Annotated in this window: 15 protein-coding genes; 5 read left to right on the forward strand and 10 right to left on the reverse strand. The window is 70.5% G+C overall.

Annotation, left to right across the window (positions count from 1 at the left end; all coding sequences use genetic code 11):
• Positions 1–400: 400 nt before the first annotated feature.
• The 3 genes from ACH47Z_RS40895 to ACH47Z_RS40905 are packed head-to-tail and all read right to left on the reverse strand — an operon-like array spanning position 401 to position 3,830.
• Positions 401–2,626: an FtsX-like permease family protein gene (locus ACH47Z_RS40895; protein ID WP_399083651.1), complete on the reverse strand. Its 2,226-nt coding sequence runs from the start codon at positions 2,624–2,626 to the stop codon at positions 401–403.
• On the reverse strand, positions 2,623–3,309 hold the full coding sequence (locus tag ACH47Z_RS40900; protein WP_399083654.1) for an ABC transporter ATP-binding protein: 687 nt from the start codon (positions 3,307–3,309) through the stop codon (positions 2,623–2,625). The genes ACH47Z_RS40895 and ACH47Z_RS40900 overlap by 4 nt, the downstream gene beginning before the upstream one ends.
• Positions 3,306–3,830, reverse strand: coding sequence for a PadR family transcriptional regulator (locus ACH47Z_RS40905; protein WP_399083657.1), 525 nt, complete (start codon positions 3,828–3,830; stop codon positions 3,306–3,308). Before ACH47Z_RS40905 ends, ACH47Z_RS40900 begins: the two co-directional genes overlap by 4 nt.
• A gap of 182 nt (positions 3,831–4,012) precedes the next feature.
• Here ACH47Z_RS40905 and ACH47Z_RS40910 point away from each other — a divergent pair, with 182 nt between their 5' ends.
• The gene (locus tag ACH47Z_RS40910; protein ID WP_399083660.1) at positions 4,013–4,519 is read left to right on the forward strand and encodes a DinB family protein; all 507 of its coding nucleotides are present in this window, start codon (positions 4,013–4,015) and stop codon (positions 4,517–4,519) included.
• A gap of 728 nt (positions 4,520–5,247) precedes the next feature.
• On the opposite strand, the gene ACH47Z_RS40915 is transcribed toward ACH47Z_RS40910, so the two are convergent.
• Complete coding sequence (locus ACH47Z_RS40915; RefSeq protein ID WP_399083663.1) at positions 5,248–5,472, reverse strand: hypothetical protein; 225 nt, start codon at positions 5,470–5,472, stop codon at positions 5,248–5,250.
• 131 nt (positions 5,473–5,603) lie between these two features.
• Here ACH47Z_RS40915 and ACH47Z_RS40920 point away from each other — a divergent pair, with 131 nt between their 5' ends.
• Positions 5,604–8,222 (forward strand): LamG-like jellyroll fold domain-containing protein, encoded by a 2,619-nt coding sequence (locus ACH47Z_RS40920; protein ID WP_399083666.1) that lies wholly within the window; start codon positions 5,604–5,606, stop codon positions 8,220–8,222.
• Between the two features lie 198 nt (positions 8,223–8,420).
• Here ACH47Z_RS40920 and ACH47Z_RS40925 read toward each other — a convergent pair whose 3' ends face one another.
• From ACH47Z_RS40925 to ACH47Z_RS40940, 4 genes are all read right to left on the reverse strand, one after another.
• Positions 8,421–8,720, reverse strand: a complete 300-nt coding sequence (locus ACH47Z_RS40925) for an ABC transporter permease (protein ID WP_399083669.1) — start codon at positions 8,718–8,720, stop codon at positions 8,421–8,423.
• A 1,300-nt stretch (positions 8,721–10,020) separates the two neighbouring features.
• On the reverse strand, positions 10,021–11,478 hold the full coding sequence (locus ACH47Z_RS40930) for a sensor histidine kinase (RefSeq protein ID WP_399083672.1): 1,458 nt from the start codon (positions 11,476–11,478) through the stop codon (positions 10,021–10,023).
• Between the two features lie 151 nt (positions 11,479–11,629).
• Positions 11,630–12,412: a class I SAM-dependent methyltransferase gene (locus tag ACH47Z_RS40935; RefSeq protein WP_399083675.1), complete on the reverse strand. Its 783-nt coding sequence runs from the start codon at positions 12,410–12,412 to the stop codon at positions 11,630–11,632.
• A gap of 643 nt (positions 12,413–13,055) precedes the next feature.
• Entirely contained in the window at positions 13,056–13,586 is a 531-nt protein-coding gene (locus ACH47Z_RS40940; protein WP_399083678.1) for a hypothetical protein, read from the reverse strand.
• A gap of 342 nt (positions 13,587–13,928) precedes the next feature.
• Here ACH47Z_RS40940 and ACH47Z_RS40945 point away from each other — a divergent pair, with 342 nt between their 5' ends.
• Entirely contained in the window at positions 13,929–14,183 is a 255-nt protein-coding gene (locus ACH47Z_RS40945) for a hypothetical protein (RefSeq protein ID WP_399083681.1), read from the forward strand.
• A 283-nt stretch (positions 14,184–14,466) separates the two neighbouring features.
• Positions 14,467–14,886, forward strand: coding sequence for a YkvA family protein (locus tag ACH47Z_RS40950; protein WP_399083684.1), 420 nt, complete (start codon positions 14,467–14,469; stop codon positions 14,884–14,886).
• 52 nt (positions 14,887–14,938) lie between these two features.
• Here the strand turns inward: ACH47Z_RS40950 and ACH47Z_RS40955 are convergent, their stop codons facing one another.
• Complete coding sequence (locus ACH47Z_RS40955; RefSeq protein ID WP_399083687.1) at positions 14,939–16,462, reverse strand: sensor histidine kinase; 1,524 nt, start codon at positions 16,460–16,462, stop codon at positions 14,939–14,941.
• The gene (locus ACH47Z_RS40960; protein ID WP_399083690.1) at positions 16,459–17,223 is read right to left on the reverse strand and encodes a response regulator transcription factor; all 765 of its coding nucleotides are present in this window, start codon (positions 17,221–17,223) and stop codon (positions 16,459–16,461) included. Before ACH47Z_RS40960 ends, ACH47Z_RS40955 begins: the two co-directional genes overlap by 4 nt.
• A 318-nt stretch (positions 17,224–17,541) precedes the next feature.
• On the opposite strand from ACH47Z_RS40960, the gene ACH47Z_RS40965 reads away from it, so the two are divergent.
• Positions 17,542–19,116: an IucA/IucC family protein gene (locus ACH47Z_RS40965; RefSeq protein WP_399083693.1), complete on the forward strand. Its 1,575-nt coding sequence runs from the start codon at positions 17,542–17,544 to the stop codon at positions 19,114–19,116.
• Positions 19,117–19,149 lie beyond the last annotated feature (33 nt).

Below are 19,149 nucleotides of genomic sequence, written 5' to 3' on the forward strand. Positions count from 1 at the left end.
GCCACGGCGGGGGACGTCCAACGGGCCGGCGGATACCGCTCGACGCTCCGGGCGGGGTACCAGAGGCTGGCCATCAACTCGCGGTGGTGCCCGGGACCGGCCACGGGATCGAGACGTGAAGTGTGGGCTTCTTGGGCAGAGCCGGGCCATGCCCCGCGTTGGACAGCCGGCCCGGCCCACCTTTTTTGTCCCTGGTTGTTGGCAATCTTGTGATGACGATCAGATGGGCTCTGACCGGGCCCTTTGAACGCAGGTGCCAGGTCCTCGAAGTCACGCCGCGGGGTCGGCCGCTTCCGGGCTGATCCTGATGTGGACGGTGCCGTTGTGGAGGGCGATCGGCCCGCGGTAGGGATCGCCCTCGTCCGTCGCGCATCCACTCCAGGCCGAGGCCGCTGGCGCGTCAGCCGTTGCGGGCGCCTTCGGGACCGGTGATGCGTTTGAGCAGGGGCAGGGTGGAGGCGATGATCCCGAGCGCGGCGCCCAGTCCGCCCGCGACCAGCACGTAGTACGTCGCGTCGGGCCAGATCAGGTCGTAGTGCATCTGCGATGTCAGGAACATCGCCGACGCGGCGAAGCCGGTGCCGATCGCGATCGCGGAGACGGCGAGCAGTGGCAGCGCGCTCTCCAGGCCGACCACGCGCTGCAGCAGCCGCAGGGGCGCGCCGGTGAGCCGCAGGATCGCGAACGGGCGCCGGCGGTCGGACAGGCCCGCGACGACGCTCACTGCCAGGCTGCAACCGGCGATCGGCAGTGTGGTCAGCAGTACCACGTTGGCCAGTTGCCGCCAACTGGCCAGTTCCTGCTGGAGGCTGGTGCCGTAGTCGCCGACTGCGCGGGCCTGGTGCTGTGGGTAGGCGGTGGTGAGTAGCGTCCGCACGCGCTCCATCGACGCCGTCGACCCGTCGGTGGCCACGTAGACCAGCTGTGCGGGCAGCCGGGCGACGGCGGCTGTGCTGGTCGGGGCGGAGGGCCACTGGTGGTCAGCCTGCGACTGCAGGCGGACGAAGGCGTCGAGGTCGACGGCCGCGACACTCGCCCCGGCCGGGCAGTGGCCGACCATCGGAGTCTGCGTCAGGTCCGAGCAGGTCACAAGCGCCGGCGCATCAGGGCGCGGATCGGCCGGGTCCTTGCCGACATCGCCGGGGTTGGCGTGCACGACGGCCAGGCCCTTGACGCCTGGAATCGCCCGCACCTGGGTGAGCAGCCCCGCCGGGACGCCCCCGGTCAGCGGTGCCTCACCGAGGGAACCGTCCTCGATCACCGTCCGGGTCTGCGGGTCGCCGTCGAGCGTGCCGCGGTAGTGGTTGATGGTGCCGATGATGCTGACCGTCGCGGTGGTCACGAACAGGGCCAGGACGAGGCCGCTGACCGCGCGGAAGCCGGCCTTCGGGTCGTCGGCGAGCCGGCGCACCGCGATCAGGGCGGCCGGGCGGCGGGTGCGTCGGGCCACCGCCCGGGCGGCGGTCATGGTCAGCCACGGCCCGGCGATCACCAGGCCGAGCATCGCCACCAGGAAGCCCGGGAGGTAGGCCGCCGCTTGACCGTTCCCGGTCGCCGGGCGGCGGCCGATGAAGTACGCCAGCTCGGCCAGGCCCGCCAGCAGCGGGATCAGCCGCCAGGCGCGCGGCGGGCGCGTGGTCACCCGGCGGGCCACGCCGAGCGGGGAGATGGTGACCCGGTGCAGTGCCAGCCGCGCGGCGATCGCCGCCGCCATCGGCACGCCGAGGCCGACGCCGAGGGCTTGGGACGCGCTGAGCGTCAGATCCGAGGGGAAGAACCGCTGCCCGGTGAACGGGATCGTGGCGACCAGGGGACGCAGTGCGACGTAGAGCCCGAAGCCGACCACCGTCCCGGCGGCCGCTGCCAGCGTGGACTCCACCGCCGAGATCACCGACACCTGCCGGGGAGTGGCGCCGACCAGCCGCATTGCCGCGTATCGCTGCTCGCGGGTTGCGGCGGACAGACGGGTCGCGGTGCCGATGAAGATCAACACCGGGAAGATCAGCGCGCCGGCCACCACGGAGAGGATGAGCGTCATGGCGTCACCGCGGACGACCTCGCCGTAGCAGGCGTTGTCACAGGTGGGCGGCAGGGCGGTGGCGATGGTGGTGACGGCTCGCGCCTGGGGCTCGCTCTTGATCTGGGCCGGGGTACGGCCGATGACGGCGATCAGCGAGTCGGAGGAGGGCAGAGCGGCGTCACCGATCGTGCCGGCGAGTCGGCCGGGGAAGCGGTCGCCCAGTTGGTCGGCCGGGGTGTCGCGGATCAGCTGGGCCAGCGCGGGGGAGACGTAGTACTCGCCGGGCGCCGGCAGGTGCGTCAGACCGGGAGGGACGGGTGAGTCAGGGCCGGTTGCGGCGACGTCGACCTCGGTGAGTGACGCGCCGTCGTAGTAGTCGCGGTGCGGCCACCACCACAGGGGGGCCACCGACGCCCGCGCGGTGCGGCTCGCGGCGCCGGTGTCGAGCCACAGTTGCCGCTGGTTCGACCCGTCGACGGCGTTCATGCCGGCGAAGGTCGACAGCAGCAGCGCGACTCCGATGGCCACCGCGGCGGCGATCATGACCAGCCGGGCGACCGCCTCCCGGCCTCCGCTGACCGCCAGGCGGAGCGCAAAGGCGATCACGAGGCGATCCGTCCGGCCGTGAGCAGACTGGCCTTGCCGTCCCGGACGATGGCCTTCTGGTCGGCGTACGCGGCAACCCGGGGCTCGTGGGTCACCAGGACGACAGAGATGCCCTGCTCGTGGGCCGCGTCCACCATCAGCTCCATCACCTGCTCGCCGGTCAGCGAGTCCAGCGCCCCGGTTGGCTCGTCGGCGAACAGCACTTTGGGCCGGGCCACCAAGCCGCGGGCCAGCGCCACCCGTTGGGCCTGACCGCCCGACAACTCCCCGGAACGCCGCCCCTCCAGGCCGTCCAGGCCCAGCCGGGCGAACCAGGGCCGGGCCTCGGCGAGCGCGGCCGCGCGGCGCACGCCGGAGAACAGCAGCGGCAGGGCGACGTTCTCCTCGGCGGTCAACTCGGGGACGAGCTGGCCGAACTGGAAGACGAACCCGAAGGTGTCGCGGCGCAGCGCGCTGCGGTCCGACTCGTTCATGGTGTCGATGCGGCGTCCGTCGAAGTGCACCTCGCCCGAGTCGGGGGTGAGGATGCCGGCCAGGCAGTGCAGCAGGGTGGACTTGCCCGAACCGCTCGGGCCCATCACGGCGAACACCTCACCGGCCTCGACAGCCAGGCTGGCACCGCGCAGGGCAGGGGTCTCACCGAAGGACAGGGTGAGATCGCGGGCCTCGATGAGGGCGGTCATGCGCGCACCTCCTCGGCGAGCGCATCCATCCGGGCCGCTGTCAGCTCGATCCAGTGCAGGTCGGCCTCCAGGTGGAACAGGCCGTGGTCGGCGAGCAGGGCGTCGACGAGCGTGCCGGTGCGGCGCAGCTGGGTCAGCTCGTGCATCCGCTGCAGGTGGGCGGCCCGTTGGGTGTCGAGGTACTGCTGGGCGTCCCGGCCGAGCATCAGAGCCAGTACGACTTTGGTGAACAGCACGGTCTGCAGATTGGGCTCGGGAGCCACCGGCTCGGTGAGCCAGGTCTCGAACTCCGTCGCCCCCGCCTCGGTGATCACGTACCGCTTGCGCTCGGGGCCGACCCCGGGCTCCGCCTCGCCGGCCACCACCTTTCCGTCCCGCGCCAACCGGCCAAGAGTCGTGTAGACCTGCCCGTACGGCAGCGGCTTGCCCCGGCAAAAGAAGGCGTCGTAGTCACGCTTGAGGTCGTAGCCGTGGCTCGGCTCCCGCTCCAACAGCCCCAACAGGGTGAGAGGAACACTCATGAGGGGACCATACACCAGAGATATACTCTGAGTGTATATCTGCAGTAGGTAGTTTCTGACCTGCAGGAACTTGCGTCCGGAGCGCGGCCTGTCCGGCGGATCTTGCTGGGGGCTCACCTGCGTGGGTGGGCCTGTCGATAAATACCTCGACATCGGTCGCGTGATCGGAGACGCTTCGCGCGATGACCAGAATCGGCGACACACCTCCCGCGTGGGATGAGCGCACCCAGCTCACCACTTTCCTCGACTACGCACGTGACACCGCCCGTGCCAAGTGCGATGGCCTCTCCGCAGAGAACGCCCGCAAGGCGCTCCTGCCGGGTTCACCGCTGATGACCATGAGCGGAGTGATCAACCATCTCCGCTGGGTCGAGTACCACTGGTTCCAGGTGGTCTTCCTCGGTGAGGAAGACCGGGGCCCCTGGACCGAGGAGGACCCCGACCGCGAGATGCGCATCGCTGTCGACTTCCCGCTCACGCAGGTGCTCGACGAATACGCCGAGCAGAGCGCCCGCTACCGCGAACTGGTCGCCGGAAACGACCTGGACAAACAGGCCGAGCGAGCCGTCCGCGATGGTCTCCATGTCGACCTGCGCTGGATCCTTCTTCACCTCACCGAGGAGACGGCCCGCCACAACGGCCACCTGGACATCCTGCGCGAGATGCTCGACGGAACGACCGGCGACTAGATCCGGCGGAGATCATGGGCGGAGCCAGAGTCGGATCGAGGCGACGGTGCCGTGGAGGGCGGCGGGACCGTGATGCGCTTCGGGTCGAGCTCGGCTGAGCCACGGCGGTTGCGAGTTTGCGTGCGTTCTCGTGGCGTAGCTGTTGTGCCTGCTTATTGATCGTCGAACGTGGTGACCGTCTGCGGCAAGGCGTCCTCGCCGGCGGGTCTGGTGCGGGTGTATCTCACCGGTGCTTGGCATCCTCGGAAGCGTTGTGCAGCGCGAACCGGGCCGGTGACGGGGGCTGTTCATCACCCGTGTGCCTGGTGTCGCCTGGGGCATGTACTTCTGCGTCGTCGGGGCCGTCCTCGGTGTCTTCGGCCGCGTGCTGGGACGGCTGGGCAGCCGTGCAGTCCACGGCTGCTGCCGGGCTGGAGGGCGGGGGCCGTCTCCACCGCAGGACCTCGTCGGCGATTTCCGTGAGGGCTGCCTCGTGTGCACCGCGGTCGGCGCTCCGGGTGAGCGTGGCGCGGATGTGACGCCACGCGGTGGTGGACTTCCCAACTGTCGCCGGGCCGGCGGGGGGAGGGCCGGCCGCGGTGTTCGTTCAGGCAGACGTGGTCGTAGGCGCGGAAGTTGAGGCGGACGCCGCGGTCGGTGACGGGATGCCAGTGCACCGGCAGAGCCTTCCTCGGCAGGACGGGGTGCCGCAGTCCTTCGTGGGGGCGGTGCGGCCAGCGCGCGGTGATTCACTCATCCAGCAGCTTCCGCACCTGGGCCACGGTGAACCGTGCTTCGTCCGCCACCGCCTCGCCGAGCTGACGGACGTGGGAGCCGGTGGCCTCGCCGGCGCGGAAGAGGAGCCAGGCCAACTGGACGCCGAGGCGAGACGGAGGTCGACCGCCGAACCGTGGGGCGGACGAGGCCTGCAGAAGCATTGCCGTACGAGGGGTGTTGACGGGCCTCGTCGACACCCTAAGATCCCTGCTGCTCGAAGTATCGATCGGTGTACGGAATTTCGAACGAGGTCGGCTGGCAGCTTCGGCAGGCTGCCCTGCTCCGGCCGGTACGCAACGCAACGGTCTGTCATAAAGGAATGAGCCGCATGCCTTCAGAAGCCGGAGTGCCCCGCAGAACCGTCCTCACCGTCCTGGGCGCCGCCTCCCTGGCCGGGACCTTCACCGCCGCCGTTCCCGCCGGGGCCGCCGAACTCACCGGCACAACCGCAAGCTCCACTGCCGCGGACCTCCCCGCCGCGGCCGCCCACTGGACCTTCGACGAAGGCTCCGGCACCTTGGCCGCCGACTCCTCCGGCAACGGTCGCACCGCGACGCTCCAGGGCGCTGCCGGCTGGGGCACCGGCAAGGTCGGCACCCACAGCTTGAGCCTCACGGCAGGCGGCAACGCCACGGCTTCCGGGCCGGCCCTCGACACCTCGAAGGCGTTCTCGGTGGGCGTCTGGGTCAACCTCGCTCAACTCGGCGGCTACCAGACCGCCGTCAGCATCGACGGCAAGGTCGTCAGCTCCTTCTACCTGGGGCTGCGCGACGACACCGGCACCTTCGCCTTCGCCCGGCTGGGCTCGGACGCCACTCAGAGTGCCTCGGTGGCGGCCGCCGCTTCAGCGCCCACCTCCAACACCTGGACCCACCTGGTCGGCGTCAGCGACCCGGCCGCCGGCGTCATCCGCCTCTACGTCAATGGCGTGCTGGAGGGGGAGACCGCCTACACGGCAGGCTGGGCCGGCACCGGCGACACCGCCATCGGCCGCGCGCTCTACGGCGGCGGGCACGTCGACCAGTGGCACGGCCTGATCGACGACGTATGGATGTTCCCGTCCGTCCTCACCTCCGAGCAGGTCGCGGCGCTGGCCGGGGTCCCTGTGGAGACCACGACGCCGTTGCTGAGCGTGGACGTCGGCAACCCCGAGCACGCCGTGTCCCCGGTCCTGCCCGGTCTGATGTTCGAGGACATCAACCACTCCGGAGAGGGCGGCATCTACGCCGAGCTGGTGCAGAACCGCTCGATGATGGCCAGCGACAGCACGCCCGTCCACTGGTCCGCCGTCGGCGGGACGACGCTCTCACTCGACACCGCCAACCCGCTCAACGACGCGCTGAATCGTTCCCTCAAGGTGGTACTGCCGAGCGGCACCGGAGCCGGGAACCGGGCCGGCGTCGCCAACGACGGCTTCTGGGGCATACCCGTGCGGCCCAGAACCACTTACACCGCCCGGCTGTTCGCCAAGGCGTCGCGACGCATCGGCGCGCTCACGGTGTCCCTCGAGTCGGCGGACGGCGCGACGGTGTACGCGTCCGCCCACGTGCCCCACATCGGCACCGCCTTCCCCGGCCGCCCGTTCGAGCTGACCCTGCGCACCGGTTCGCGCACCCCCGTGGTCGGTGACGCAAGGCTGACCGTCACCACGGCCGACCCCGCCGCCGCGGGCGAGACCCTGTGGCTCCAGCACGTGTCTCTCTTCCCGCCCACCTACAACAACCGGCCCAACGGCCTGCGCATCGACCTGATGGACAAACTGGTCGCTCTGAAGCCGAAGTTCCTGCGCTTCCCCGGCGGAAACTTCCTCGAGGGCAACACCATTGCGACACGGTTCAACTGGAAGAACACCATCGGTCCGGTCTGGGAGCGCCCCGGCCACATGGACGACGCCTGGGGCTACTGGTCCACGGACGGCCTCGGACTCCTCGAATACCTGGAATGGGTCGAGGACATGCACGCCCAGCCGGTCCTCGCCGTCTACGCCGGCTACGCGCTCAAGGGCGAACACGTGACCGGCGACGCGCTCAAGCCGTTCGTCCAGGACGCGCTCGACGAGATCGAGTACGTCACCGGTCCTGTCACCAGCACCTGGGGCGCACGACGTGCCGCCGACGGACATCCGAAGCCGTTCCCGCTGGAGTTCGTGGAGATCGGCAACGAGGACTGGTTCGACTCCTCGGGGTCGTACGACGAGCGGTTCGCGGCCTTCTACGACGCGATCAAGGCGAAGTACCCGCATCTGAAGCTGATCGCCACGACGTCCGTGACGAGCCGCACGCCGGACCTGATCGACGAGCACTACTACCTCGCGCCGTCCGCCGCCCAGGCCTCCACCCACAAGTACGACAACCGGGACCGTAATTCGACGAAGGTGTTCGTGGGGGAGTGGGCCGCGCAGGAGGGCCGTCCGACACCCGACCTCAACGCGGCGCTGGGCGACGCCGCGTGGCTGGCCGGACTGATCCGCAACTCGGACCAGGTCCTCATGGAGTGCTACGCGCCGCTCTTCTCGCACGTCAAGAACAACGTCTGGGCCACCAATCTGATCGCCTACGACAACCTCACCAGCTACGTGTCGCCCAGCTACTGGGCACAGCACATGCTGACGAGCAGGCTCGGCAACACGGTGCTGCCGGCCACCGCACGTGCGCTGCCCGGCCTCGCCACCGTGGCCACCCGCTCCGGGAATCGCCTCTACCTCGCGGTCGTCAACTGCGGGACGGAGAAGGTGAACGTGCCGGTCGAACTGAAGGGGCTGGCCAAGGGGGTCAAGAGGCAGGCCACCGCGACGGTCCTGACCGGCCCCTCGCGTGCCACCACCAACACGCTGACGGAACCTGACACGTTGGTGCCCAGGACGAGCACCGTCACGGGCGCCGCGGCGTCCTTCACGAGCACTGTGCCGCCGCTCTCGGTCACTGTGCTGGAGCTCGTCCTGACCTGATCGCTCGCTGCCCGACGCCCTTGTGGGGCGTCGGGCAGCAGATGCGCGACAGAACCATAGGTTGTGTCTGACCTGGGCTGTTGATGGTTGGTTCGAGTGGGTGTTTTCTCGGTGTGGCCTGGCGGTACCGCGACCTCGCCCGCAGCCCGCCGTGTGTCGCCGGAGCGGGTGGCCTCGCCGGCACCATCCGGCGCCGCGTCAGCGTGCGCTGCCTCTGCGCAGGACCTGGTCGACGCCGACCGCGACGATGACGAGGGTCCCGGTTGCGACGTCCTGGTAGAGGCTGTCGATACCCGCCTGGGTGAGGCCGGAGCGGAGCACGGTGACGATGAGCGTTCCGATGAGCGTCCCAGCGATGCTTCCCCGGCCGCCGAACAGGCTGGTCCCGCCGATGACGGCGGCGGTGATGCTCTCCAGATTCGCCGTCTGGTAGGCGTTGGGGATGCGGCCGAAGGACTGCCAGGCGGTGATGTAGACCGACAGGACCGTGCGCCGCACGCTGATGCCGGTAGGCGGGCGGACTCGGATGCGTTGCCGAGCAGTACCAGAAGAACGCGTACAGACCCGCGAGCAGAAACGTCCCCCAGGTGACGAGCACGCCGCCGAGGTGGACGCCGTTCCCCCAGAAGAGAAGCAGGTCGTTGGTCACCGGATAGCTGCGGGACTCGGAGTAGAGCCTGCTCACGGCGTAGATGACGGTCAGTGCACCCAGGGTCACAATGAAGGGCGGCAGGCCCAGCCGGGCCACGAGCAGGCCGTTGACGAGCGTACCGAGTACCGCGATGGCTCCGTTCGACAGGTCGATGCCCGCGGTGAGGATGATCAGGGACTGCCCCAGCGCCAGCGTGCCGGTGACGATGGACTGCTGCAGCACGAGTGAAAGGTTTTCCGGTGTCAGAAAGGTGTCTGTCGTGACCGAGAAGACCAGTACACCGATGGCCAGGGCCACGAGGGGACCGATGGTCGGCGTGCGCAGGGCGTACCGGAACGTGTACGGGAGATTCTCATGATCCGTTACTGATCCCTTCGCCGGTCGGCGTTCGAAGATCACCCCCAGCAGTGCCGGAGTCCCCAGTGGTGTTCCGGGATGCCAGCCCCGGCACCGGCTTGTCGGTGATGCCTGCTCCGGGCCTACGCGCTGTTGGCGATCCCGGCCACCGACGCCCTCGCATACCTGGTCACGGCGCCACCCCGCACCTGGCGGCCCGGCGGCCGTCACGCTGGTGGCGCTCGGGCTCGCCGGGCATCTGGCCGTCCAGCTCGTGGTGCTGGAGCGTACGGTCGACCGGGCCACCGCGGCTGGGCGCGTACGGCGCATGCACCGCACCGCCTGGGAGTGTGGGCGCCGTGCCTGGTCACCGACGGCGACAACGTGCCGATCGCGTTCTGCGCCGACTGTTCCTCCGTCGACACCAGCGGCCACAAACGAACACCACGGCTGCCGCCCTCACCCGGACGGGCGAACGGACGCCGGTCGCGGTCCTGACCGACGGCACGAGCGCGCCGCCTGCCTACGCCCGCGGCTGGACGTCCGTCCAGCGGGAAGGACTGCGGATCTACCTGACTCCCGCGGTCACGAGGGCGTCAACGCATGAGCCCCGAGGATCCGCAGGGGCTGCGGCTCGGCGCCGGGAGCGGGGTCGCTGGACGCGGCTCTCGCCTTCGCGCTCGTGGCAGCGGGCGCGCCCGGAGTCGTTGCCGCCTCGGCGGTGCTCGGCTACCGGCTGCCGACGGCGTGGCTGCCGCTGGTGCCGGGGCTGGTGACGCCGGGGGCAGCCGGGCGGGGCCCAAGGCCAGGTCAGCGTAGCGTGGCGGCGGAGTCGGCCGTCGGTGCCGTGTGAGGCCGTGGGAGGCGGGACGCGGGGTCGAGGGTGAAGCCGATGATCGCGCCGCCGCCGGCGCGGTTGTGGGCGAAGGCCGTGCCGCCGTGGGCGACGGCGACGGCGTGCACGATCGCCAGGCCCAGCCCGGAGCCGGGCAGGCTGCGGGCGCTGTCGGCGCGGTAGAAACGGTCGAAGACGCGGGGCAGGTCCGCGTCGGCGATGCCCGGTCCGCGGTCGCGCACCTCCACGCGGGTGCCCGTGATGGCGACCTCTATCGGCTCGGTTCCGTTGTGGTCGAACTTGGCCGCGTTCTCCAGAAGGTTGGTCAGCGCCCGCTGCACCGCGTCCGGACGGGCCCGTACGACGGTGTCGTCGGACTCGATGAGGATCTCCCGGCCGGTGCGGCGCCGGGCGAGGGCGGCCGCGTCCTCGGCCAGAGCACCCAGGGTGATCTCCGTGGGCTGTTCCGCGTTCCGGTCGCCGGCGGCGAGGTCGACCAGTTCGTTGACGAGGTTGACCAGCTCGCGGGTCTCGCTCTTCATGTCCGCGATCAGGTCCGCCTTGGCCTGCGGAGGCAGTTGGTCTATGCGGTCCAGGAGGGCCGCGTTGGCTTGCAGCGAGGTCAGCGGGGTGCGCAGTTCGTGCCCGGCGTCCTGCACCAGGCGCCGCTGCACCTCCTCGGAGGCGGCCAGCCTGCCGAGCATCCCGTCGAACGCCCGTCCAAGGCGGCCTACCTCGTCCGGCCCGGCGACCGGGACCGCAGTGTCCAGCCGGCCGGTCCGGGCCACGTCCTCGGCGACCCGGGTCAGCCGGACCAGCCGCCCGGCGATCCGGCGCGCCAGCCACCAGCCCGCCAGGCCGGCCACGACGATGACGATGGCACTCAGCTCGACGGTGCGCTCCTTGAGCTCCTTGAGCAGGTCCTCGGTGTCGCTGTACTGCTGCGCCACCTGCACGGCGCCCCGGCCGCCGCCCAGCGCGACGGTGGCGACGCGGTAGCGGTCCCCCTCGAGCTGGGTCTTGTAGTAGATGGTGTGGCCGGCCTTGGCGTCCGAGGCCGTTGCGCGGTCGGCGGCGCGAATCCTCAGGGCCGGGTAGCCGCGTTCCTCGACGCGGCCCGTGGGGCCGAGGACCTGGACGTCGGTGCGGATGCGGCGCGAGAGGTCGTCGCGGGGGCTGTCGCGGTCAGGGCTCACGCTGAAGTAGTCCGACGGCGACAGACGCCGCTGGACGACCTGCTGGTGGAGGTCGCTGACGACGCCGCGGAAGACATCGTCCTGGTCGACTCGCACCATCCGTGCCGCCGCGTTGTAGCTGAGGAAGCCGCCGAGGAGAGTGGTGGCGGCGGTGACGCAGGCGAAGGAAAGGGCGAACACCGTGCCCAGGCTGCGGCGGGGGTGCAGGATCGCGAGCCGGTGTCTTGTGCTGTCCATGGGTGGGGCTTCCTCTGGGGCGGTCGGCGCCGCCAGTGTGCCTGGCCGACGCCGCCGACGGCAGGCCCCGGGGGCCGTCGGAGACTGCTCTTACTGCCCTCTCACCAGCAGCTTCACCAGGACCGCCCAGGAGCGCCGCAGGGTGACGCCGTTACACCGCCACCGCGTGCGTGACCCGGATCTTCGACTGGCCGTGCGGGCGTCGTTCCCAGTCGTCCATGAAACGGGCGGTCAGGCCGTGCCGTTCGGCCAGCGCGCGGAGGGTCTCGGTGCGGTAGTAGAAGTCCTCGCGGAGGACCTGGTGCTCGGGGCCCTCCGTGCGGTCGTACGTGAAGTCGAAGAAGCCGCTGGGGGCCAGTACCCGTCCGACGTTGGCCAGGCACTCGTCGATCACCTCCAGCGGCGAGTGCGAGAAGACGCTGTGGGCGTGCACCACGGTGAACCAGCCCGAGGGCAGGAAGTCGAGCGTCAGATTCTCGACGAGAGTGAGGTGGGGGAGGCGGTCCTGCAGGCCCCGGCGGACCAGCGTGCGCTGCGCCTCGACGAGAATGTCCGGCGAGATGTCGATCCCGTAGTAGTGGCCGGGTTCGAGGTGGTCGATGAACCGCCACCCCGCGCGCAGGTTCCCGCAGCCGATCTCCAGCATTCGGTCCTGCGGCTTCAGCCCGTGTTCGAGCAGGTAGTCGAACTGCATCTGCCCGAGCGCCAGCCACTGCGCCTCCGAGCCGCTGCCGACGGCACGCTCGGGGCTGCGCGCGGTGTCGGAGGCCATGACGGCGCGGTAGTACGCGACGTGGTCGCGGTGGCGCAGGCCCAGCCAGGTGTCCCGCACGGCGCGGCGCAGATAAGGAGGGATCCGCCCGGGATGCCGTACGGCGTAGCGCAGCTTGTGCCCCAGGGACGACCGGTTCCTCGACAGCTCGGACTTCGGCATGGCTGACTCCGTGATCCACGACAGCTCCCGCCTGGCAGCGTAGCCCGGAGCACGCGGTACGGCCTCCCCACAGCCTGGTGTGTAACCGGGCGGGGCGGGGGAGTCCGCCGGAGCGGTCCCCGCCCGGTTCGTCGTACGCCGGTGCTCTGCCGTCAGTCCTCGTCGTGATCGCCGGAGTCGCTGCCGTGGTCGTTGTCGTCGTCGGTCCTGGCGGCCGTGACCTTGCCGTTCTGGCCCTCCAGGCCGACGGAGGTGACCGTGCCCGCGACGGACTTCGTGGCGGTGTCGGCGGCCTGCTCGATGCCGACCTTGGCGTTCTTGACCAGCGTGGCGTCGGTGCCGGGGGAGGCGGCGACAGTACGGCGGCGGCCGGTCAGCGTGCGCTTGAGGGACTGCTTGGGCGAGCGATCCTGAAGTCACGCTGAAGCTTCCTGAAGATCACTTCAGGAAGGGTCTGCGACGCCTGACGTATGCGCCCTCGTCACGGTCTGTGGGCTGACTCAGGAACCCCCACCACCGCCACGGCCCACGAGCCGACGCCCGCAGCTGACGCACCACCAATGAGGTCGGCCTCCAGGGCCCTTGCGCCTTCGTCACATGCTTCCGATCCGAAGCGGGAGCGGCAAGGGCCCTGCCGGCGGGTTCAGCTCAGGCCCACGGCCTGGAGCGCGGTGGTCCAGTCGGTGGCGATGGCCTTCTGTGCCGGGGCGAGCTGGATCGTTCCTGCACAGACCGCCTTGTACAGCTTGTACTCGATGGTGTCCTTGTCGGTGGAGGTGTAGCCGCCGGCGTCGTAGCGGGGCTCGGGCCACAGGTTCTGCGCGCTGGTCGGGTTGCCGCCCAGCGACAGGGGTATGAGGTGGTCTTCCTCGTAGTCGGCGGTGCTGGTGTCGCTGTAGCCGTACTGGGCGATCTGCTTCACCTTCAGGGCGTTGGTGTAGCTCGTGGAGGGGCGGATCGAGGAGCTGTAGCCCGAGACGCAGATCGTGGAGTTGATCGTGGACTGGGTGACCGCGGAGTTGAGGGCGCCGGGCTGGCAGGCGGCGTCCTGCAGCGGCAGGTAGGACTGCGAGCAGCCGGCCGCGTGGGCGGTGCCGGTGGTGGTGACGATCAGGCCGCCCGTGGCGAGGGCCAACGACGATACGGCTACGGCGAGTTGAAGCATACGGGACATGGGGACTCCCGGGGTGTGGGGAATGCACTCCGACGGGGCGTCAGGGTGTCGCTGACATGACAACACCAGGCCTGTCTATGCGGGTAGACACGGGAAGTGAACAATTCATTGCCGTCCGGTTGCTTCACCGGTCGGCGTACGGACGCGGTCAGTCCTCACTCCGCCCTGATCCTCGGCCAGGACTACGCCACCGCGCACTCGGGCACCGTCGCCTCGCCGTCCACGTCGAGCGAATTGAGCCTCAATCAGGGGGCCCGGTCCGCGAGCGACGACCCGTGCGCCACACTCACTTACGGATGACCCGCGGAAAGCACACCGTGCGACGGCGAGGAGACCGTAAACATGCGAGAAATCGCAGAACGAGCGCGCGGCGTGCTCGCCTGGGCGATCCCGCTCGCCGTGGTCGCGGCCAGCGCCGCGACGGCGACAGTGATCGTCACCGAGCGGGAATCCGGCGTGGAGGTCGGCACGCAGGTCCACGTGTCGGCGCCCGCCGCCGCGAAACCGGCCTCGCTCACGGTCCCGAAGGGGGCCGCCTCCCACGGTCGTGGCGCCGGACATCACAAGCCGAAGAGTCCCGTCGGCGGTCATCATTGAAGAGCCGGGACCCGGACACACCGTGTTGCGGTCAACCCATGCGCGAGCGGGTGGGCGCAGTCCCCGGCGAACGCTTCCTGTCCATCCCGGTGAGCACCGCCTCGGCCTGGCCTCCATGGCGAACCGATGCCACCGGCCGGCGGCGCGGCGGGAGCGGAACGGCAATGGGCAGGAGTCGATGCTGCCCTTGAGGAGGTCGCCGAGCGTCGAATTCCTACAGTGTGTAGGGTCACGGATCCGGTGAGTGGAACCGGCCCGGTCGAGTGACCCGGCGGGAGAGTGAGTGATCGTGTGGCAGACCCTGATCGGCATCGCCGCCGGCCTGCTGGCGTGCTGGCTGATCCTGCTCGCCACCCTCGCCGTCGCCCGCCCCAAGGGCAACATCCTCACCGAGGCCGTCCGCCTGCTGCCCGACCTCCTGCGCCTGATCTCCCGCCTCGCCCGCGACAAGTCCCTCCCGCGTCGCACACGCTGGCGGCTGTGGATCGTGGCCGGCTATCTCGCCCTGCCCATCAACCTGGTCCCCGACTTCATCCCGGTCCTCGGCTATGCCGACGACGCGATCGTCGTCGCCCTCGGATTGCGCACGGTCATCCGACAGGCCGGCGCGGGCGCCCTCACCCGGCACTGGCCGGGCACCGAGGACGGGCTCAACGTGATACGGCGCCTCGCCGGACTGCCCGCCACCGCGCCGCAGGAGTAGCCGCCGAGCGGGCGGCACACGCTCCACTTCGGAGGCGGCGTTGCTGTGGTGATCACTTCCTCGCTCCCGGCTCCCTCCCGCGAAGGCCCCCGCGAGCCGCGCATTGTAGTGAGCCGTAGGACCAGACGCTCCGGCACGCGAAGGTGTCCGTCACAGCGACATCCGGGTGTTCTCGGTGGGTACGGCCCGCGGCACACCGGAGTCGGACGACGGCGTCGAGCCCGCCGCCGGGGGCTGCCTCAAGGGTCACCTCACCGCCGCTGGCGTGGGTGAGTTGCCGGACCATCGGCAGGCCGAGGCCCGTGCCGTCGTGGTCGGCGTCAGCGGCCCGCCAGAACCGGTCGAAGGCTCTGTGCCGTTCGGCCTCGGTCATACCGGGCCCTTGGTCGATCACGTGCAGCTCGCCCATCGGCGGGGTGCGGCTGCCTTCCCTGGGGGCGGTGGCGGTCGCCAGTGTGATGGCGGTTCCCGGCGGGGAGACGCGCAGCGCGTTGGAGAGCAGGTTGTCGATGATCTGCTCCAGCGCTCCCGGCACCGCCCACACGCGCACGGCCGTGGCTCCGGAGAAGACGATGCCGACCTGCTGTTCATCGGCGAAGGCCGTCCAGATGGCCGCGCGATCGGCGACCACGGCGTTCAGGTCGACCGCCTCCGGCCTGATCGCCGAGTTCTCCAAGCGGGCGAGCGCGAGCAGCCCCTGCACCATACGACTGAGCCGCTCCAGCTCCCCGAGCGCTTTGTCGAGGCTGTCCTGGGCGCAGGGGGCGAGGTGCGGCTCGAAGTTCTCCAGACGCAGGCGTAGCGAGGTCAGGGGGGTCTTCAGCTGGTGCGATGCCTCGGAGGCGAAAGCCTGCTGCGCTTGGAGCAGGTGCTGGAGCCGGGTCGCGGTTGTCGTGAACGACGCGGCGAGCCGGCGTAGTTCGGGCGGCCCGTGATCGGTGGCCGGTGGGTCGGTGATCCGGCCTTCGGCGAGTTGGGCGGTGGCGCGTTCCAGGGCCTGGACGGGGCGGGTGATCGAGCGGGCGAGCGCGAAGCCGATCAGGGAGACGGCGACCAGGACGCCGAGCCCGACGGCGGTGAGGGCCAGCCAGGTGGCGTGGACCTTTGCCTTGAGCGGGCCCAGCGCATACACGGTTCGCACCACACAGGCGACGGCGGCGTCGGAGCCGCCCGGCACGGTGGCGAAGAGGACTTCGCCACCTGTGGACGGGTCGCTGCGGGTGCCGACGGCGGGCTGGTCGCGCAGTGCGGTGGAGATGTCCGGCTCGGCGGACAGGTCCCTGCCGAGCGGGGCGCGGGCAGTGGTGTCGGTCAGGGCAGCGCCGTTGCGGTCGGCGACGAGCACACGGCTGCCGGTGCGCTGCCCGTAGGCGCGGGCCAGTTCGGGCAGGTCGGCCGTCAGCCCGTGCTCCATCTTGTCCTCGCAGACCTCGGCGAGCGTCATCGCTCCCTGCTGCGCCGTATGGGAGAAGCGGGACAGCTCGCTGTGGGAGTAGAGGATGCCGAACGGCACTTCGAGGGAGAGCAGGACGAGCAGTATGAGGCTCAGATGGCTGAGCAGGATGCGACGCGTCACCGCGGCCCTCCACCGCGCGCCGACTCTGCGGTGGACGTGGCGTCGACGGTTGCCGGGGCGGCCAGGCGGAAGCCGATTCCGCGGATGTTCTCGATCCAGGATGAGTCACCGAGCTTGCGGCGCAGCGCGGCGATGTGGACGTCCAGGGTCTTGGTGGGGCCGAAGAAGTGCGGTTCCCATGCCGTGTCGAGAATCTGCCGGCGGGAGCAGACGGCTCCGGGGTCTTCGGCGAGGCAGGCGAGCAGGTCGAACTCCTTGGGCGCGAGGGCGACGGGCGCCTGGTGCAGGTGTACCTGCCGGGTGCGATGGTCGATGGTCAGCGGGCCGATCCGCTGGATGCGGGACGTCCCGGGGTGTTGTGCCGGGTCGTCCGGGGGCTGCGGTTGCGCACGGCGGGTGTCCGGAGCGGGGGGCCGGGTGCGGCGGGTGACGGCACGGATCCGGGCGACGAGCTCCCGCACACCGAACGGCTTGGAGACGTAGTCGTCCGCGCCCAGCTCAAGGCCGAGTACCCGGTCGACCTCGTCGTCCCTGGCAGTGATCATGATGATCGGCACGGACGAGCGGGAGCGGAGGGCACGGCAGACGTCGATGCCGTCCATGTCGGGCAGCCCCAGGTCCAGCAGCACCATCTCCGCCTCCGGCGCGGCGAGGCCGTCGGCCCCGTTTCTGGCGTGTTCGACGGTGAATCCGAAGCGGCGCAGCCCCTCCGCCAACGGTCCGGCCACCCGGTCGTCGTCCTCGATCAGCAAGACACGCATGCCGCAAGGCTCACAGACCTCGGCCGGAGGGTGTGGCGCAAACGCCGGAACCTCCCCCGAGCCGGTGATCCTCCACGGACGGCGTAACCGCGGAAGCGCGACGTGAGGGCGATCCCGGACCTTGGCTTTCACCTGGGGGAATTGAGCACTGACGTGTGCGGCCTTAACTCTCGCCTTACTCCACGCTGTCAGATATCCGGATCCCCGCTGTATGTGCTCTGGCATTCCGCTTGATCGTCCTCCCGTAGTTTCGGTTGCCCGGCCGGTGCCGCTCGAGCACCGCGCGACAAGCGCCCCCCACGAGCACCTGGGATCCCCATGCCCCTTGATGAACTACGCCGCACGCGCCCGGACCTGGTGGAGCCCTTCACGACCGCGCTCCCGGGAGCACGCGCCACCGTGCTGGGCCGGCTGTGGGGCGCCTTCGTACGAGAACCCCTGCCCGGTGTGACCGGGCATCGCCGGGAGTCCGACGCCCTGGTGGTCGAGTTGCGGCGGGGCGGCTCGCTCTCGGCACCCGAGTCCAGTGCGCGGCCGTTCGCCGAGGCGTGCGACGACTTCGCCGTATCCGGGCCAGAGGGACCGATCAGCGGGCCGGCGGAGCTGCTGGCTCAGCTCGGACTGCGTACCCTCGCCGCGGAGCGACTGGCGTCCGAGCTGGACAACAGCGTGGTCAACCTGGCCCTGGCACGGGCCGCGAACACAAGCCGGACGGTCTCGCTGAACGACTCGGTGGATGCTGAGCAGGCGGTCATCGACGGGCACCCACAGCATCCCTGCTGTCGGACGCGTACCGGCATGTCGATCGCCGACGTGCTCGCCTACGCCCCCGAGCACCACCCCGTCGTCCAGCTGGCGCTGCTCCGCGTCCCGGCCGACCGCTGGCAGGGAGCCGGCGACTGGCCTCGGCGACTGCGCGACGGCGACACGATCCTCCTCCCGCTGCACCCCTGGCAGCGGAACCACATGCTTGCGCACCACCCCGACCTGGGCGTCGCGGAGGAGACGATCCCGGCCCGGCCGCTCCTGTCGCTGCGCACCCTCGCACCGCTGGACGTCCTGCCGGGCTGCCACATCAAGACGGCTCTCGACGTGCAGGTCACCAACTACCGGCGCACCATCTCCCCGGCCGAGGTCGCCGACGGGCCCCCGCTGTCCGACCTGGTCGCGGCCGTCATCGACAAGGCCGGGTACGGCGGCAGCCTGCGCATCCTGCGGGAGCTGGGCGGCGGCGCGGTGCGCGTGGACGGACAGCCCTCCGCGAGCCTGGCGGTGATGGTCCGGGAGTCGGCCGAGTGCCACCTCGACGCCGGGGAGATCGTGGTTCCGCTCACTGCCGTCCATGCGACCGGAGCCGCCGTGGTGTCCGGTGACCCGGTGCGCTGGCTGGCGGACTTCGCCGGGCTCGTGCTGCCGCCCGCACTGACGCTGCTGTCCATGGGGGTGGCGCTGGAGGCACACGGCCAGAACACCCTGGTCGTACTGCGGGACGGGCGGCCGGTGCGGGTGCTGTACCGGGACCTGGACGGCGTACGGATCAGCCCGCGCCGCCTGGCCCGGTACGGTTTCACGCTGCCGCCACTGCTCGGCACCCGCGCGGGAGAAGACGTGGACGCGCTGCACTCCAAGCTGTTCGGCGGCCTCATCAGCGGAGTCTTCAGCGAGCTGGTCGACATCCTCAGCCGGACCCGGGAGGCCGATCCCTGGGCGTTGTGGGGCGCGGTGGCCGAGGTCGGCCGCCAGGTGTACGCCGGCCTGCCGGACCAGGAGGACGCGGCGGCCTTCTTCGGCGACACGATGCCGCTGAAGGCGACCATCGCCATGCGCCTTTCCGAGAACCCGGGCAAGGCGCAGTGGACGGCCGTACCCAACCCTCTGGCGCTGCGCCGTTGACGCCCCGCACCGACCGCTGTCCCCCTGGAGCGA

The sequence above is a fragment of the Streptomyces sp. NPDC020192 genome, assembly GCF_044388685.1.
Taxonomy (GTDB): domain Bacteria; phylum Actinomycetota; class Actinomycetes; order Streptomycetales; family Streptomycetaceae; genus Streptomyces.

Bases quoted from the DNA above. Each gene is read 5' to 3' on its own strand.
- ACH47Z_RS40905 (WP_399083657.1), bottom strand. From the start codon at position 3,830: ATGAGTGTTCCTCTCACCCTGTTGGGGCTGTTGGAGCGGGAGCCGAGC.
- ACH47Z_RS40940 (WP_399083678.1), bottom strand. From the start codon at position 13,586: ATGTCCCGTATGCTTCAACTCGCCGTAGCCGTATCGTCGTTGGCCCTC.
- ACH47Z_RS40920 (WP_399083666.1), top strand. From the start codon at position 5,604: ATGCCTTCAGAAGCCGGAGTGCCCCGCAGAACCGTCCTCACCGTCCTG.
- ACH47Z_RS40960 (WP_399083690.1), bottom strand. From the start codon at position 17,223: ATGCGTGTCTTGCTGATCGAGGACGACGACCGGGTGGCCGGACCGTTG.
- ACH47Z_RS40900 (WP_399083654.1), bottom strand. From the start codon at position 3,309: ATGACCGCCCTCATCGAGGCCCGCGATCTCACCCTGTCCTTCGGTGAG.
- ACH47Z_RS40930 (WP_399083672.1), bottom strand. From the start codon at position 11,478: ATGGACAGCACAAGACACCGGCTCGCGATCCTGCACCCCCGCCGCAGC.
- ACH47Z_RS40965 (WP_399083693.1), top strand. From the start codon at position 17,542: ATGCCCCTTGATGAACTACGCCGCACGCGCCCGGACCTGGTGGAGCCC.
- ACH47Z_RS40945 (WP_399083681.1), top strand. From the start codon at position 13,929: ATGCGAGAAATCGCAGAACGAGCGCGCGGCGTGCTCGCCTGGGCGATC.
- ACH47Z_RS40935 (WP_399083675.1), bottom strand. From the start codon at position 12,412: ATGCCGAAGTCCGAGCTGTCGAGGAACCGGTCGTCCCTGGGGCACAAG.
- ACH47Z_RS40910 (WP_399083660.1), top strand. From the start codon at position 4,013: ATGACCAGAATCGGCGACACACCTCCCGCGTGGGATGAGCGCACCCAG.